The 15834-nt window shown below is 52.2% G+C and carries 14 protein-coding genes; 7 read left to right on the forward strand and 7 right to left on the reverse strand.

The features are described from left to right. Positions 1-109 precede the first annotated feature (109 nt). The 5 genes from HMPREF1212_RS16745 (at position 110) to HMPREF1212_RS16765 (ending at position 4258) form a co-directional block, all read left to right on the forward strand. Positions 110-1387: a DNA recombination protein RmuC gene (locus tag HMPREF1212_RS16745; protein WP_046150104.1), complete on the forward strand. Its 1278-nt coding sequence runs from the start codon at positions 110-112 to the stop codon at positions 1385-1387. A 2-nt stretch (positions 1388-1389) separates the two neighbouring features. Then, complete coding sequence (locus tag HMPREF1212_RS16750) at positions 1390-2973, forward strand: YfcC family protein (RefSeq protein WP_046150105.1); 1584 nt, start codon at positions 1390-1392, stop codon at positions 2971-2973. Positions 2974-3011: 38 nt separating this feature from the next. Beyond that, complete coding sequence (locus HMPREF1212_RS16755; RefSeq protein WP_046150106.1) at positions 3012-3389, forward strand: diacylglycerol kinase family protein; 378 nt, start codon at positions 3012-3014, stop codon at positions 3387-3389. An 87-nt stretch (positions 3390-3476) separates the two neighbouring features. Beyond that, complete coding sequence (locus HMPREF1212_RS16760) at positions 3477-3653, forward strand: DUF4250 domain-containing protein (RefSeq protein WP_028727871.1); 177 nt, start codon at positions 3477-3479, stop codon at positions 3651-3653. A 38-nt stretch (positions 3654-3691) separates the two neighbouring features. After that, entirely contained in the window at positions 3692-4258 is a 567-nt protein-coding gene (locus HMPREF1212_RS16765; RefSeq protein WP_087880902.1) for a phosphatase PAP2 family protein, read from the forward strand. A gap of 93 nt (positions 4259-4351) precedes the next feature. Here the strand turns inward: HMPREF1212_RS16765 and HMPREF1212_RS16770 are convergent, their stop codons facing one another. The 3 genes from HMPREF1212_RS16770 to HMPREF1212_RS16780 all read right to left on the reverse strand — a co-directional run bounded on the left by HMPREF1212_RS16770 (position 4352) and on the right by HMPREF1212_RS16780 (position 8826). Beyond that, positions 4352-5605, reverse strand: coding sequence for an ABC transporter permease (locus tag HMPREF1212_RS16770; RefSeq protein WP_046150107.1), 1254 nt, complete (start codon positions 5603-5605; stop codon positions 4352-4354). A gap of 19 nt (positions 5606-5624) precedes the next feature. Beyond that, positions 5625-6920 carry an ABC transporter permease gene (locus HMPREF1212_RS16775; protein WP_046150108.1) on the reverse strand — a complete coding sequence of 432 codons (1296 nt, stop codon included), beginning with the start codon at positions 6918-6920 and terminating at the stop codon, positions 5625-5627. A gap of 169 nt (positions 6921-7089) precedes the next feature. Continuing rightward, positions 7090-8826, reverse strand: a complete 1737-nt coding sequence (locus HMPREF1212_RS16780; RefSeq protein ID WP_046150109.1) for an ATP-binding protein — start codon at positions 8824-8826, stop codon at positions 7090-7092. A gap of 192 nt (positions 8827-9018) precedes the next feature. On the opposite strand from HMPREF1212_RS16780, the gene HMPREF1212_RS16785 reads away from it, so the two are divergent. Then, positions 9019-9789: a DNA-binding domain-containing protein gene (locus HMPREF1212_RS16785; RefSeq protein WP_232430119.1), complete on the forward strand. Its 771-nt coding sequence runs from the start codon at positions 9019-9021 to the stop codon at positions 9787-9789. A 413-nt stretch (positions 9790-10202) separates the two neighbouring features. On the opposite strand, the gene HMPREF1212_RS16790 is transcribed toward HMPREF1212_RS16785, so the two are convergent. Genes HMPREF1212_RS16790 through HMPREF1212_RS16805 form a run of 4 tightly spaced genes read right to left on the reverse strand, consistent with a single transcriptional unit; the run spans position 10203 to position 14723 of the window. Further along, entirely contained in the window at positions 10203-10868 is a 666-nt protein-coding gene (locus HMPREF1212_RS16790) for an ABC transporter ATP-binding protein (RefSeq protein WP_028727879.1), read from the reverse strand. Between the two features lie 50 nt (positions 10869-10918). Continuing rightward, positions 10919-12181 (reverse strand): ABC transporter permease, encoded by a 1263-nt coding sequence (locus HMPREF1212_RS16795; RefSeq protein WP_046150111.1) that lies wholly within the window; start codon positions 12179-12181, stop codon positions 10919-10921. Between the two features lie 22 nt (positions 12182-12203). Then, positions 12204-13475, reverse strand: a complete 1272-nt coding sequence (locus tag HMPREF1212_RS16800) for an ABC transporter permease (protein ID WP_046150112.1) — start codon at positions 13473-13475, stop codon at positions 12204-12206. A gap of 3 nt (positions 13476-13478) precedes the next feature. Further along, the gene (locus HMPREF1212_RS16805; protein WP_028727882.1) at positions 13479-14723 is read right to left on the reverse strand and encodes an efflux RND transporter periplasmic adaptor subunit; all 1245 of its coding nucleotides are present in this window, start codon (positions 14721-14723) and stop codon (positions 13479-13481) included. 201 nt (positions 14724-14924) lie between these two features. Here HMPREF1212_RS16805 and HMPREF1212_RS16810 point away from each other — a divergent pair, with 201 nt between their 5' ends. Next, positions 14925-15764: a PepSY-like domain-containing protein gene (locus HMPREF1212_RS16810; protein ID WP_046150113.1), complete on the forward strand. Its 840-nt coding sequence runs from the start codon at positions 14925-14927 to the stop codon at positions 15762-15764. Positions 15765-15834 lie beyond the last annotated feature (70 nt).

The following is a 15834-nucleotide window of genomic DNA, read 5'->3' on the forward strand; positions in this document are numbered from 1 at the left end:
GCTTTGTATGACTAAAACAAAAGTTAAAGAATAATGTTTTTCCTTTTAACTCTTTTTAATTACTTAGCGAGAGAACAGTTTTTCTATCTTTGACGCAAATTAAAAAAACATGGATTGGTTAATTATCGGCGGACTGCTCGCCATCATCATTTTACAACTGTTATTCCGTCCGAAAAAGGACACTTCCGATACACAAAACGAACTGAAACGCTTGCTTGACGAAATGCAACGTTCATTCGAACGCATCGAGAAAAACTTCCGCGAAGATTTCAGGCTGAACCGGGAAGAGGGTCGTATCGTCGCCCGCGACAACCGGGAAGAACTGACCCGCTCCATGAGCGAGTTCCGCGAGGCTTTCGACCGGGGTATCGCTTCTTTCAACAACCTGCAACGGGAAAAGTTCGCCAACCTCGACGAGCAGCAGCGGCTACTGGTTGCCAACACGGAAAAGAGACTGGAAGATATCCGCGTCACCGTCGACGAGAAACTACAAAAGACACTGAACGACCGGATCGGGCAGTCGTTCCGCCTGGTCACCGAACAACTGGAGAGCGTGCAGAAAGGCCTCGGCGAAATGCAAACACTGGCACAGGATGTAGGCGGGCTGAAACGGGTATTGAGCAACGTCAAGACACGTGGGAATATCGGAGAGATACAGCTGAGCATGCTGCTCGAACAGATACTCGCCCCGGAACAATATGAAGCGAACGTCCATACCCGCAAAGGGTCGGATGCCGTCGTGGAGTTTGCCGTCAAGCTGCCCGGACGCGATGATGTACGCGAATATGTCTACCTCCCGATCGATGCCAAGTTCCCGAAGGATGTCTACGAACAACTGCTGGATGCCTACGACAATGCCGACCCGCAGGCAATCGAAGCAGCCGGGAAGTTACTGGAAACGACCATCAAGAAGATGGCCAAGGATATCTCCGACAAATACCTGGCTCCTCCCGCCACCACCGATTTCGGTATCATGTTCCTCCCGTTCGAGGGCATCTATGCGGAAGTGGTACGCCGCTCCGCCCTGATGGAAGAACTGCAACGGACGTACAAAGTGGTTGTAACGGGGCCTACAACGCTGGCCGCCATACTGAACAGCCTGCAAATGGGCTTCCGTACCCTGGCCATACAAAAGCATTCGGGTGAGGTATGGACGATACTCGGTGCCGTAAAGAAGGAGTTCGAGAAGGTGGGCGGCATGCTGGAAAAAGCACAGAAGAACCTGCAAACGGCCAGCGGCCAGATCGAAGAGGTGCTGGGTACCCGTACCCGCGCCATCCAACGGAAACTGAAAGATGTCGACACCCTGAGCGACCGCGAAGCCCGCGCCATCATCCCCGAACTAGGCCCCCTGACAGATATTGAAGAAGAAACAGATACAGAATAATCATGAAGAAAAGACAGATACCCCACACTTACGTTATTATATTTTACATCATCCTCTTTTGTGCCGCCCTGACCTGGGTAATCCCCGGCGGACAGTACATTGAAAGTATCAACGACGCGGGACAGAAAACCGTGATATACGAAACTGTGGACAGGGTTCCGCAGACCTGGCAAGTGTTCTCCGCATTCTACAAAGGCTTCGTGGACAAAGCGGATATCATCGTCTTCATCCTGATTATCGGCGGTGCATTCTGGATCGTAAACGACAGCAAGGCTTTCGATATCGGTACCGTCAGCTTCCTGCGGAAAGCCCGGAAGATGGAAACGAACCCGCTGATACGGAAGATCGGAGTAGAAAATTTCCTGCTCACCTCCATCATGTTGCTGTTCAGTATATTCGGTGCCGTGTTCGGCATGAGTGAAGAGACGATCGCCTTCTGCCTGGTATTGGTACCGATGGCGATCTCGATGGGATACGACTCGATCACCGGGGTCTGTATGGTGTTCGTTGCCGCCGGACTGGGCTTTGCCGGGGCGATACTCAACCCGTTCACGATCGGAATAGCACAGGGGCTGGCGGGTATTCCGCTTTTCTCGGGGATAGAATACCGCATCTTCTGCTGGTTCGTAATCAATATCATCGGCTTCACCTGGATACTGCGTTATGCTGCCAAAGTGAAGAAGAACCCGAAGCTCTCCCCCGTTTACGAGGAAGACCAATACTGGCGCGACCTGCATAGCAATACGTCACTGGATGTTACCTACCATACCCCGAAAGCTGCCTGGGTAAGTTTCGCCCTGCTGACCGTGGCACAGGTCATTTTTGCCGTTTACTATCCGCTCACCACGTTACGGATCGGGAACAGCGTGATCGAAGGACTGCCCTTAATGCCGATCCTCACCGTTGCTTTTATCCTGACCTCGGTCGTTGCCCTGAAGAAAACGGTTCACCTGTATATACTGAACCTGTTGTTCTTTACGATCTTCTACCTGATCACCGGGGTGATGGGCTACGGCTGGTATATCATGGAGATAGCCACCCTGTTCTTCGTACTGGGAATAGCGGCAGGGATAGCCAACAACCGCACGCCGAACGAACTGGTAAAACTCTTCCTCGACGGATGCAAAGACATTATGAGTGCCGCCCTGGTTGTCGGACTGGCAGGCGGCATCATCGTAATCCTGCAGGACGGGAAGATCATCGATACGATCCTGTTCAACCTGGCTAAAGGGATGGAAGGACTTGGGCAGGTAGCTACCGTCGGCATGATGTACATTATCCAGACACTGATTAACCTGGTGATCCCTTCGGGGAGTGCCAAAGCCGCCCTTACGATGCCCATCATGGCACCTTTCTCCGACCTGATCGGACTGTCCAAGCAGGCAACGGTCATGGCCTTCCAGTTCGGCGACGGCTTTACGAACCTGATCACACCCACCTCCGGCGTACTGATCGCTGTACTCGGAGTCAGCCGCATCCCTTACGACAAATGGTTCGGCTGGGCCTGGAAGTTTATCCTGGTGATGGTGATCGTCGGATTTCTGCTGCTGATACCGACCGTACTGGTTCCGATGAACGGGTTTTAATTAATTTACCTATCTTTGTGGCTTCAACCGATTGGAATATGAAGAATGATGGTTTTACTTTCCGCAAACGGCTGCGTAGTTTCCGGTATGCTTTCAACGGCATACGCTTGCTGGTCACGAAAGAGCATAATGCTTGGATACATTGCTTTGCCACCGTCTGTGTGATCGCAGCAGGCTTCCTGTTGGATATCTCGCAACTGGAATGGATCGCCGTAGTGATCGTGATCGGCGCCGTGCTGGCAGCCGAAGCAGTCAACTCGGCACTCGAGGCGCTGGCCGATTTCGTGTCGCCCGAATACAGCGAAGCCATCAAACGCACCAAAGACCTGGCCGCCGGAGCCGTCCTGCTGATGGCGATCGCAGCCGCCATCGTAGGCGGGATCATCTTCTTTCCCAAGCTGGCCGCTTTATTCTGATATTAGGAACGTTCTAAACAAAACAGGATCAAACATAGTTATTTCGATAACTCATTATTCATTATTAATCATTAATTATTCACAACAATGAAACTTCCCGAAGACCCGATGATGCTTTTCAGCGTAGTCAACATGAAACTGCGTGACAAATACGCATCCCTTGATGAACTTTGCCGTAAAATGGATGTAGACAAGGATATGCTTGTCCATAAACTGTCTGTTGCCGGATTTGAATACAGCGCCGAGAACAATAAGTTCTGGTAAACGCCGTTCCTATCAACAACATCAGTAATAAAAGAAACATGAAACCTATCAGACACATTCTTATCGTCTTTCTGGCCCTTGCCGCCTGCCTTACCGCAGGTGCACAGGAAGTAAAGATCAGTGGAAGCCGCAAGGCGGTACGTACCTCCGGCGATGTGCTGGCCTTTGTAACACCGGCCGCCAGCCTGGCAACCATACTGGCCTTGCAGGACTGGCAGGGATTGAAACAGGGAGTATTTGCAGGCGTAACGACCCTGGGTATGACCTATGCGTTGAAGTACATCGTCAAGAAAGAACGTCCCGACGGCAGCGATAATCATTCGTTTCCTTCCATGCACACCTCCGTCTCCTTTACCGGAGCAGCCTTTATACAACGCCGTTATGGTTGGAAATGGGGTATACCGGCCTATGCCGTAGCCACCTATGTAGGATGGAGCCGCACGTATGCCAAGAAGCACGACTGGTGGGATGTGGCTGCCGGAGCCGCACTGGGTGCCGGAAGTGCTTATATCTTCACCCGTCCGTTCGCTAAAAAGCATAACCTGACAATCAGCCCGGTAGCCAGCGACAAGCATTTCGGTATTTATGCTTCGATGAACTTCTGACAGGAGATAGACTGGATTAAAACTGGCGACCCGGACGTGTATCACTACAGATCCGGGTCTTACTATTTTTAAATCTATATGTGTGAACTACCACTATTCATAATGTAAAGCTTCCGCCGGTTCGAGGCTGGCCGCTTCGTTGGCCGGATACCAGATACCGGCAATGATCATCCCGACAATCAGCAGATAGGAAAGAAGGATCCCGGCGATGAAACGTCCTGCCGTATTTCCCAGAAGCCCGGTGCTTGTCAGGTCTGTCAACGCGATATTCAGGCAGATCAGCGAAGCCGGGATAAGCACAAGGGTCAGGAGCATCACCCCTTCACCCAATACAGCCATGCGCAACTGGCTGCGGGTAGATCCCAAAGCCATACGCAGCCCCATCTCCCCCTGCCGCTGACGGGTACGGAACCAGAAGGTACCGACTATCCCCAGGAAGATATTCAGCAGGAGAAAGAACAGGATGAACGTACGGGTCTTCATATCGCTTTTACCCTCCCGCAAGGCATCCTCCCTGATATTCGACAAAGGGGTTATATTCTGAAGATACAGGTTACCCAGTTCCACCTGGTCGCTTTTCTGTGCCATGAAGGTTTCCGCAAAGTCCTTGTCGGCATCCGGCTTTACGCGGACGGAGACTTCCGCCCACGGTAACATATTCGCACCAAATGCTTTCACATTCGCTTCCCCCTGATAGAGAAAGACCTGCGGCCTTACCTTATTGAATTCCGAGCCACGACCTGTCCGGCTCACAGCTCCGATCGTCAGTGTCTGGTTATCGTTGCCGGTGTAGACGGTCTTCCCGACGGCATCCTGGCCGGGGAACAGGCGTTCGGCCACATCTTCCGTAATGACGGCGGTACGGGCGGTAATCCCCTCTTTCAAAGCGGCTTTACTTCCCGCTGCCGGATGGATGCGGTACACATCGAAATAGTCGGGCGATACGAAATAAAGGCGACAGGACACCGCTTCGGAACCGGTGGTATCGGAACGTAAAGCCATATAATTGTCCATCGTATTATACGGAGTGCCGAACCGGGAGAAAGAGACAGCCTCCACCCCGGGCATACGACGGATCCTGTCCATAGCCTCCCACAAATCTTCCCCGACGGAAGACGGATGTTCGGCTGTTGTGAGATACCCTTCCGCTCCTTCTTCACGGGCGTTGAACTGGAAATTGTAGGTATGATCGAGCTCGAAGCCTACCGGGGCATTGAAGGTGTAAAGGACGACCAGGAAGTAGTCGACGATATACCACAGGCAGACAAATACCAGCAGCAACTCCCCCAACAACCAGCTATTGCTCTTCCGCTGGTTCCATATCAGTTTAAGTATATGTTTAATCATCTTCTTCGTGTTTTAAGGATTAGTATTCATTCAACGCATCTATGACATTCTTCCGCGACATCCGGTAAGCCGGTATGCCTGCCGACAGCAGGTTGAGCACCAGACAGAACAGGAAAGCATACAGGAAGATCACCGGGTTCATCAATTCAGACACCGATAGCTGCGGCGTCCCCCCGAACACGGAAGAGATCGACCCGAAGCTGCCACTCAGCAGCCAGGTGCGCATCAGGAAGATGGCGACATAAGACAGCAACAGTCCGCCCACTCCCCCCAGCAAGGTAAGGAACATATTCTCCGAGAGGATCTGCACGAGCAGCCTTCCTTTCGTCGCCCCGAACGCCTTGCGGATACCGATCTCGGAAAGACGGTTGCGCATTTGCGAGAGAGTCATGCCGGAGAGGTTGATAGCAGGAACCAGCAGCAGGATAACGATCACAAGCACATACTGCAAGATCGTTTTCGTCTTGTCGGGGCCGATGGCACCCACTCCTTTTATCACCAGTTCCAGCTGGGTATCGGGTTGGTTATAGAGAGACAGTTTATACTCCTTCAGCGAGCTGTTGTAACCCGCCAGCAGGTTGTTCATCTCCGTACGGATCGCATCGAAGTCGGCAGGCGAACGGGCCAGGATCACGGCGTGGAACCAGCCGGTGATACTTTCCGCCCAGGTATCATCCCCCAGCATATCCCCGTCGACGGAAGAATATGGCAACCAGGCCTCGGCATAGGCTGTCCGGGCAATGACGGAGACGTCCTTTACCACGCCGCTTACGGTATAGGGTTTGTAGCTGATCATGACAGTCTTGCCTGCGGCATCGGTTGTACCATACAGGCGGCGTGCCATCGTCTCGGTGATGACTGCCTTTTTGATACCCGAAGCCACTTCCTCATGTGTATAGGGGCTACCGGAAATGAAGTCGAAGTTGAAGACCTTCCAGAATACGTCGTCGGTAAACAGCATCAGGCAGTCTTTCTTCTCCTTTCCGCCCGGCAAAGAGGCCAGCTGGCTGCGGCAGGGAGAGAAGAAGGAGACAGCCTCGGGTGTTTTCATCGGAAGCAGGCATTCCTTGATGGTACGGAGCGAGAGGTAACCATTTCCGTAATTCTTATCGTTGAAGGTACGGCCACCCCAACGCACATACATCGTGCGGTCGCGGTTGTCCTCGGGGGAATAGTTCTTCACCCGCATCTGGTAAGTGATGACCATTACCATGATCATACAGATGGCCAGGGCTGTTCCAAGGATGGAGATCAGGCTTAGGAGCTTGTTCTCCTTCAGCATGGCCAGGGCTTGTGTGAGGTATTGTTTGTACATTCCTAAGTAGATTATAGTTTTGTTTTCGGATATGCAAATGGCGTGCCACAATCGTAATATGCTGATAATAAAGAGATAGCACAACAACAAGAGTGTTCGATACTGAACAGTCGTCACGGTATCGAACACTATCGGGAGAAAAGAACGGACAGTAAGAGGAAAGGAGCGGCTAGTCTTTCTCGCAGACCACCAGTTCCCACCCTTTAAAGACCAGGGTGATAAGACCCAGACAGGTATTCCCTTTGGTTTGCGCCACCAGCGGATCGGCGGCATAGCGTTGCAGTTGTACGGCAGCTTCACGGCGCAGTGCTTCTATATTGGCTTCCGTAGCGTCACGGTGGGCGTACTTCACTTCCACAATATAGCTGTAAGCAATGTCCGGTTGATGGAGCAGGTCGGGCATCATATAGAAATCGGCATACCCTTTGGCCGATTCATATTCCGGCTGAATAATATAACCGCCCACCATCCCGAGGTAAGCCAGCAGGAAGCCTTTCACATGCGCTTCCCCTTCGATAAACTCGCGCACCCGGCTCTGACGATCCAGTTCGCCGGCAAAGTAGCGGAAGACAGATTCCCATTCGCCTTGGTAAGCCATCTTCCAGACCAGATCTTCCAGTTCATGAAAATCGAGGTTAAAGATATAAGCTTCGCGATAGGCTTCAATCAGATAGGTATAGAGTTGCTCACGGACAGTCAGGTTAGGGATTCCCAGGATAGTACGCCCCATAGATACTTCCCGAATGGAGAGAAGACCGAAATAGTAAAGCAGACTCTTGAAATTCTCCGGTAACACAATTGCCTCGGCAGGAAAAGATGAGTTTATCTCAGCCATGATACTTCCATTGGCTACCACATCCTGAATAATTGAAGCATTCACACCAAAAGTCTTATCAACACGGATCAAGTGGCGCAACTTGTTATAGTCGGTACGGATATTATTGTCGATCATCTGGTCGGGTGCTTCCTGGTGGGGGAGATAATTATTGAGGAAGTAAAGCACCATATCCGAATTGTACATCGGCTCTTTAAGCGACCGCTTAGAGAAGCAATAGTTATCATACCACGGCTTCATCACCCCGATAAGATCATCCACACTATCGGCAAGCATACCCTGCGAATCGTAATAGGTCAGCATCTCCCGCAACTCCTCTTCGCTAAAACCGACCAGGCCGTTGAAGCGCGAGTCGGCACTCATATTGGCACCGATATTGAAACCGCTCGTCACATCATCCATCGTGACGGGTGATACACCGGTGATAAACATACGTTTGATAGGCCCGTCACCCGTCGCTCCCGCCTTGATCTTATTGAAGAAGTAGCGGAAGAAGCCTTCGCTGTGGGTCAGTGCATGGTAACGTTCGTGTCCTTCACGTGCCAGGATGGAGTTGGCAAAGTTGTCGTATTCATCAATGAAAAGATAGATGGGAAGTCCGCACTGGGTAGCCCTCGATACCAGATAGGAAAACTTGGCATCGGCCGTAGGTTTTGCCATCAGTTCATCGCGAAAACCAGGTTCAAAGAAACGTTCGTAGTTGCCGGCAAACTCCATAAAGCGGAAACTACAATGCTGCTCGAACGATTCGAACACCTTATCAGGCATCGGGTTCACATCCGAGAAGTTAAAACTCAGGATCAGGTATTTCCCCTGCTCAGCTGTCGGGGTATCCGCAATGCGGCATCCGCCGAATACTTCTTCGAAACGGTCTTTCCGGTTGATATCATAATACCAGGTAAGCACATTAATCAGCAACGACTTCCCGAAACGGCGCGGACGGATCAGGAAGAAGTAAGGTGCTGCCCGCTCTATCAGGGGGATATACTGCGTCTTATCCACATAGTAATAATTATCTTTACGAATGCGGGCGAAGTCTGTCAACCCGTAGGGTATATTTTTTGCTTCCATAACTGACTGTGTTTATTGATTGACAGGAACAAATGTACGGAATAATCGCAAGAGATAACAGTAAAAGTTCGCTATTACGCGAACTTTATGAAATACCGACACCAGATGTACGCAATGTTTCACCGGATTGTTATCTTTGTTTCGTTATAACTAAACACACTAGTCATGGATAAGGAACTCCCTAAATCGCAGATGCTGGTCAAGCCCGGCAAGCTGTTCATCAAGTTAAGCAAAAGCCAGTTGCCCGGCCAGGAGCCGTTCTTTAAAGGAACCCTGCCCAACCATCCGACACTTACGATCGAAGATATCGCCACCCGGGCTGTCAAAGCCCGCTCCTCCTACCGCCACGGAACGTTCGTCGAAGTGTTCCGTACGATGATCGACGAAATGTACAACGCCATCGAAGACGGCTTCAACGTCGACTTCGGCCTGGGACGCACGGAACTGACCGTGACCGGACGTTTCAACTCTCCTAACGATAAGTTCGACCGCGAGCGCCATGCCATCCGTGCCAACTTCCGTCCCTCGCCGCGCCTGAACCAGCTGACCGACTGGTTTCCGGCAGAGGTGAGCAACTTCTACGAGAACGCCCCCAGCCCGAACGAAGTGAGCATCTACAACGAACGCTATGAAAAAGGACGTGCCTACGAGTTCCGCTGTATCCCTCCCGACTATACCCTCCCGCTCTTCATCCACGGACGACGTGTGAAAGTGATGGGCGACCATCCGGAAGTCGGCATCGTGATCCGCCAAGAGGAGGGCGACAAACGTTACTTTATCGAACCCCGGTTCGTCTTCATCAACCAGGCGATGCGCCTGGCTTTCCTGATACCCGAAGCACTTACGCCGGGGAAGTGGGTGGCGGAAGTGCATAGCCAGTACACACCTACTTACCACCTGTACAAGAAGCCTAGAGTCGGGGTTATCACCTTTACCGTATTGGATACTACCTCACCAGGGTGATGCAGTCTACCTCATCCGGATAATGTCAACTACCTCATTGGGGGCGAGGTATGTCACCTCATCCGTATGATGCACCTCCAAGGCTTAGGCTACCGGTAGCCCCGGCAAACGGGGAGCGGGTTAGTCCACAGCCTCTGTTTGTCCTGCCTGTAACACACCCCCTGCCCCCTCTCAAGAGGGGAAAAGTTACTCCCGCCATTGAAACAGACGGCATCGGCCATCCCCACAGAACGCAAGGCGTTCTATGAAAGGCCTCAGCCGATGAGCGTTAAGCGAAGGTGAAAGACGGAGCGTCCGGAGCATGCGCTGTTTGAGCGAAGCGAGTTCGCAGGCGACAGCGTAGTCTTTCACCGGAGTAGCGAAGCGGGTGCAGCCTTGATCTTTTGGTTACTTTTCTATCAAGAGAAAAGTAACTACTGAACCTGCCGTCCGTCGAAGAACCGTATCGTGCGAGAAGTTTGCTGCGCCTGTGCCTCGTTGTGGGTTACCATGACGATGGTGCGGCCGTCTTCCTTGTTCAGTTTGTGGAGGATCTCCATGACCTCGATACCCATCTTCGAGTCCAGGTTACCGGTCGGCTCATCCGCCAGAATAATATCGGGGTTCCCCACGATGGCGCGGGCGATGGCTACACGCTGGCACTGACCGCCTGACAACTGGGTCGGGAAGTGACGCATACGGTGGCTGAGGCCTACCTTCTCGAGAACGGCTTCGGCTGCCTTGCGACGTTCCGAAGCGGATACCTTGCGGTAGAGCAACGGGAGTTCCACGTTATCCAATACATTCAGAGAGTTGATCAGATGGAAGGACTGGAAGACGAAACCGAGTTTCTGGTTACGGAAGGCAGCCAGTTGTTTGTCGCTCATACGGATGGTGTCGGTACCGTCTATTTCGATGTCGCCCGATGTCGGGGCGTCCAGCAGTCCCATGATGTTAAGCAGGGTGGATTTTCCACAACCGGAAGGACCCATGATGCTCAGGAACTCTCCTTTCTGTACTTCCAGATTCACGTTCTCTAAGGCAACTGTTTCGATCTCCTTCGTGCGATAGATCTTTTCGAGGTTTGTTAACTTGATCATACTGTTTGATATTTAATTTGTTATTGATTAATTCGTTCTTTATCGTATTCTTATTCATAATGCAACGCTTCGGCCGGTTCCATCTGCCGTGTCTTGCGTATCGGGAACCAGATACCGAGGCAGATCATGCCGCCCATCAGCAGGTAGGCTCCCCCGAAAGTGACTGCGAAACGCCACCAGGTATACGGCAGGCGGACGGTATCAGGCAGTTCGAAGTAAAGCATATTGAGGATGAAGACCAGCAGGAACGGGATGGTGAGGCCAAGCAAGGCCAGTCCTTCCAGGTTCATCAGGCGGCTTAGTTGGCTGCGGTTCGATCCCAGGGCGATGCGCAATCCCATCTCCCCCTGCCGTGCCTGCGTACGCAACCAGAAGGTTCCGATGATACCGAAGAATACGTTGATAAGCATGAAGCCGACAAGGGCGGTCTTCTTCTTCATATTGTCCTCACGGCTCTTGAGGATCTGGCTTCGCATCTCACTGAGGGGGACGACGCTCGAGACGTAGACGTTGTTCACCCTCAGCCGGTCGCCCATCCCTTGCAGGAAGGCTTCCATGTCTTCCGCCCGGAAACCGGGTTTCATGCGTATCAGGCAATCGACAGACTGCGGCTGGTTCTCTTCAATCTCCCTGAGCAATTGCTCCCTTGTAGGTATCAGGTAAAAGAAAGGCAACTTCTCCTTATACTCCGACTCGCGGACGGAACCGGACACCGCCAGGACGGGCATCTCATCCGTATTCTTGGGATGGAATTTGATTGCTTGCCCGCGAGCCGAACCCTTCTCCCCGTAGAACTCACGTTCCAGGTCTGCGGAAATGACACACCCGGCTTGTTGTCCGATGAGCGGGGCTAGTTCCTTGCCTTCTTTGTCTCTCATCCGCAGCACGGTAAAATACTCCGGAGTGACGGTAGACTGCCGGAACCCGGCTTTGATGAACGTATCGGCATCGGCGCGGTAGAGTGTCGACCAGGCGCGGTTCTCCGTATAGACACAGCCGACATGGGACAGGGAAGCTTCTTCCACCTTCTCTTCCTGGCGGATGTTGCCGACCAGCCGCAGTACGTCCTCCCCTTGCCGGGTGGTGACCAGCGAGTCTTCCACATGCCCCGGAGTACCCGGCATAATGACTCCCAACTGCACCTTGTAAACGTTGTCGATGTTGAAACCAAGCGGTTGGTAGTAAGTATACTTATCCACCAGCAGCGAGTCCATCATGACCCATAGGATGCCGACAACGACCAGTAGCTCGGCAAAGATCCAGCCGTTGCTGCGCCGTTGGTTCCAGATTATCTTCAGTATATGCTTTATCATCTTCGTTTCGTCTTTTATAGGGTTAATTATCTGCCGGACCTTCGCCTTTCAACGATCCGGCTATCTGTTCACGGGCGATGCGCAGGGCAGGTATCCCGGCGGAAAGCAGGTTGAGCAACAGGCAAAACAACAGGGCGGCAAGGAAAATACCGGGCTTAAACAGCATATCGCCTTGCAACGTCGTATCGGCATTGGCCAGCAGGAAGTCGCGGCAGACCGGCAGCAGCAGGAACGAGAGGATCAAACCGATCGCACCGCCCAACAGGGTCGTCACGCTGTTCTCGTAAAGAACCTGGCGGACAAGTACACCGGAAGTGGCCCCGAATGCCTTACGGACGCCCATCTCTCCACGGCGTTTCTGCACGGCGGATTGCGTCACGCCCATCAGGTTGAGTGCCGGGACGAGCAGCAGGAAAAGCAGCAGGCCACCCACCTCCGCGAGGTAGTCCTTCAATTCGACTTTGACCTGTCCAATCGTACCGATCGCCTTGTCGAAACGGGTAATCGGGTTGTGGAAGAAATGGATCTCCGCTTCTTGCTTGGTTGCATTATACCGGGCAATCTGCCCTTTCAGTTCCTGGCGGATGGCATCGAAGTCTGATGCGTCACGAGCCAGCAGGCAGGTGTTGAAGGCACCCGACATGTTCTCGATGTAGGACATATTGAGTACCATCGGATTGGTCGTATAAGGTGTCCAGACTTGTCCGTAGGATGAGTCGGCGGCGCGGCTGACATCTTTCACCACCCCGCAGATCGTAAAGGGCTGGCGGTCGATGATGACCGGCTTTCCAACGACCTGGGTCGTGCCATACAGCGTCCTCGCCACGCTCTCGCAGACAACAGCCTGGGGAATGCCGGAGGTGAAGTCGGCTTCCGTAAACGGCTTGCCTTCCAGGAAAGAGAAGGCGTAGACCTTCCAGAATCCCGGGTCGGTGTAGAAGATATGGTATGTCTTAAACATCTGCTTGCCGGGCAGCGACAAGGGGTATGGGATCGTGAACCAGGCGGACACAGCCTCGGGCGTCTTTAACGAATAGAAGCATTCGCGGACGGCTTCGACGGACATGTTACCCCTGCTCCAGCTGTTCCGGGTCTTTACTTCGGTTCCTTGCTCCACATAGAGCATCCGGTCGCGGTTCACCTCGGGCACAAAGCTGGTCAGCTGCACCTGGAAGACCAGGATAACGATCATGATCATGGCAATGGACAGCGCCGTACCGAGTATGGAAATCACACTGATGAGCGGGTTCTCACGCAGCATGTTCAGGGCTTGTTTGAGGTATTGTTTGAGCATGGCTTATTTTACTTTGAGTTTGTTCTTGTCTTTGTAGCTGGCCATGTCGGAGACGACTACCTGGTCGCCGGGTTCGAGTCCGCTTATCACTTCCACGTATTCGTAGTTGCTGTCGCCGAGCTGCACTTTGCGTTTCAGCAGTTGGTCGCCGTTGACGACGAAGAGCTCGTATTCGCCCTTGCCTATATAATAGGAAGCGTTGGCGATACGCAATACGTCATCCTTTACAGCGTTCATCACGTAGACGTCTGTCTTCAGGCCGGAGCGTAGACGGCGGTGGCTGTCTTCTTCCAGTTGCACGGTGAAGGAGATCACGCCGTTTTTCGATAGCGGCGTTACGTCGCTCACGGTTCCGTCCAGTTTATCGCTGCCGATCTTGACGACGGCTTTGCTTCCTGCTGCGATACGGTCGCCGTAGGTGTCGGCTATCTCGCCTTCGATCTTGAAGTGCGAAAGGTCGGAGACAATGGCTACCTTCGTGCCCTGCCCTACCTGCGAGCCGATCTCGTTGTTCACATACGTAAGGATGGCCTTACGGGGGGAACGGATCTGCGCATCGTCGAGGGTGCGCTTGGTTTCGGCCAGGCCTTTGCGGAAGATATTGAGTTCGAGCTCCTTTACCTTCAGGTCGGCATCGGTGAGGGCTTGTTCGTTGATGTATTTCTGTTCATCCTCTTTCAGTTTGAGCTGGCTGACGTTGTAGTCGAGTTCCACCTGGCGTACTTTGTCGGTGGTGCCGGCGCCGAGGCTGTCGAGGTAGCGTTCGTTGCGGAGTTCCACGGCTTTACGGTCGAGTTCCATGCGGGAGACCTTCAGCTTCATTTCCATTTCGGAGAGTTTGCTGTGGTTGGTGACACGCAGCTTTTCGAGTTCAAGGCGTTTCATTTGTTCTTCGTCGAGTAGTTTGTTATAGTCTGTTTCCGCGCTCTGCAGATCCAGTTTGAGGATAGGTGTTCCTATATCGACGGAGTCGCCGCCTTTTTTGTATATCTCGACGATGCGGGAATTGATCGGTGAGTTGATTATTTCCTCAAAGGCCGGGATCACCTTGCCGGAAGCGCTGACGGATACTTCTATCACTCCCTTATCTACGGTCGATATAGTCAAGTCCTTACGGTTCAGGCTGGTTTGCAGAAAGGATAAGACAACGGCGATCAGGGCGATGCCTATTCCCACACCGGCACCGATCTTTATAAATTGCTTGCGTTGTTCTTTCCTCTGTTCCGCTTTCGATATCTCTCTGTCCATATTTAGTATTGTTTTTATGTTCTGTCCCGATAGGGGCAAACTCCGTGCCAAAAAGCTAATCGGTTGAATATGTGCATTTATCACTACGGAAACAGTGTTCAATATCGGACAGTGTGTTCGGTTTTACGCAGAACATTCCACGGGGTAGTGTTGTTATTATGCAACATCGACAGACAGTATTAATCGCTAAATAATAAACGTATGAACACAAGATCAATCTTATTCTCCCTGATTGCGGGAGTCGCCTTGTTAATGGCCGGCTGTGACAAGACAGACAACGACCACAAGAACGCCATCGAACCGACCGAGCCTGTTCTGCAGGCCTTCAACGACAAATACCCGGATGCAACAAACACGCTCTTCACCATCGAGGGCAACTATTACGTAGCCGAATTCACCAACAACGGCGTCTCCACCGAAGCATGGCTCACCGACCAGGGCAAATGGATGATGGACAAGGCCGAGACGCCTTTCAACCAGCTGCCCCAGGACGTGACGACAGCTTTCGACAACGGTCTTTACGCCGGTTGGAAAGTAGACGATACGTATACCATCCACCGCGACAGCATGGCGGTTGTCTACAAAATAGAAGCCGAGAAAGCGGACAGTGATATGGATCTGTATTATTCCGGGTACGGCAACCTGATCAAAGCAGTTCCCGACAAAGGCAACGAAGACGCCCCGATCGTCATTCCCGATGCCGTACACATGCTGATGAACCTGACCTTCGCAACCTGCACCCTGTTGGATATACAGGCGAATGCGGATGGGTATGTCCTGAATATGCTGGATGGGAAAGTGTATAAGATCGCGCAGTTGAATAAGGATTACAGATGGCAAAGCACATCATACCAGATTGCAGAGCAGGATGTACCGGCTATCATAATGAATAGCTTCCAGTCTACCGGCTATGCCAGCGACACAATCCAGTCGATCATCGTAAAGATCGAAGCCGCCGGTACTTTCTACACCTTCACCGTCGATCACAATGGCCAAAGCACGGATGTTACGTTCGATGCGATTGGGAATATCGTACAATGAATAAATAACAAAATCCCCCTGGCACATCATTCACAATGAAGATGCCAGGGGGATTCCTATTCTTATCAAT

Source organism: Parabacteroides sp. HGS0025, assembly GCF_000969845.1.
GTDB classification, from domain to species: Bacteria; Bacteroidota; Bacteroidia; order Bacteroidales; family Tannerellaceae; genus Parabacteroides; species Parabacteroides gordonii.

Excerpts from the sequence above, each read along its gene's own strand:
- HMPREF1212_RS16760 (WP_028727871.1), top strand. The coding sequence starts at position 3,477 with ATGAAACTTCCCGAAGACCCGATGATGCTTTTCAGCGTAGTCAACATG.
- HMPREF1212_RS16795 (WP_046150111.1), bottom strand. The coding sequence starts at position 12,181 with ATGATAAAGCATATACTGAAGATAATCTGGAACCAACGGCGCAGCAAC.
- HMPREF1212_RS16780 (WP_046150109.1), bottom strand. The coding sequence starts at position 8,826 with ATGGAAGCAAAAAATATACCCTACGGGTTGACAGACTTCGCCCGCATT.
- HMPREF1212_RS16745 (WP_046150104.1), top strand. The coding sequence starts at position 110 with ATGGATTGGTTAATTATCGGCGGACTGCTCGCCATCATCATTTTACAA.
- HMPREF1212_RS16755 (WP_046150106.1), top strand. The coding sequence starts at position 3,012 with ATGAAGAATGATGGTTTTACTTTCCGCAAACGGCTGCGTAGTTTCCGG.
- HMPREF1212_RS16770 (WP_046150107.1), bottom strand. The coding sequence starts at position 5,605 with ATGATTAAACATATACTTAAACTGATATGGAACCAGCGGAAGAGCAAT.
- HMPREF1212_RS16790 (WP_028727879.1), bottom strand. The coding sequence starts at position 10,868 with ATGATCAAGTTAACAAACCTCGAAAAGATCTATCGCACGAAGGAGATC.
- HMPREF1212_RS16800 (WP_046150112.1), bottom strand. The coding sequence starts at position 13,475 with ATGCTCAAACAATACCTCAAACAAGCCCTGAACATGCTGCGTGAGAAC.
- HMPREF1212_RS16750 (WP_046150105.1), top strand. The coding sequence starts at position 1,390 with ATGAAGAAAAGACAGATACCCCACACTTACGTTATTATATTTTACATC.
- HMPREF1212_RS16805 (WP_028727882.1), bottom strand. The coding sequence starts at position 14,723 with ATGGACAGAGAGATATCGAAAGCGGAACAGAGGAAAGAACAACGCAAG.
- HMPREF1212_RS16765 (WP_087880902.1), top strand. The coding sequence starts at position 3,692 with ATGAAACCTATCAGACACATTCTTATCGTCTTTCTGGCCCTTGCCGCC.
- HMPREF1212_RS16775 (WP_046150108.1), bottom strand. The coding sequence starts at position 6,920 with ATGTACAAACAATACCTCACACAAGCCCTGGCCATGCTGAAGGAGAAC.
- HMPREF1212_RS16785 (WP_232430119.1), top strand. The coding sequence starts at position 9,019 with ATGCTGGTCAAGCCCGGCAAGCTGTTCATCAAGTTAAGCAAAAGCCAG.
- HMPREF1212_RS16810 (WP_046150113.1), top strand. The coding sequence starts at position 14,925 with ATGAACACAAGATCAATCTTATTCTCCCTGATTGCGGGAGTCGCCTTG.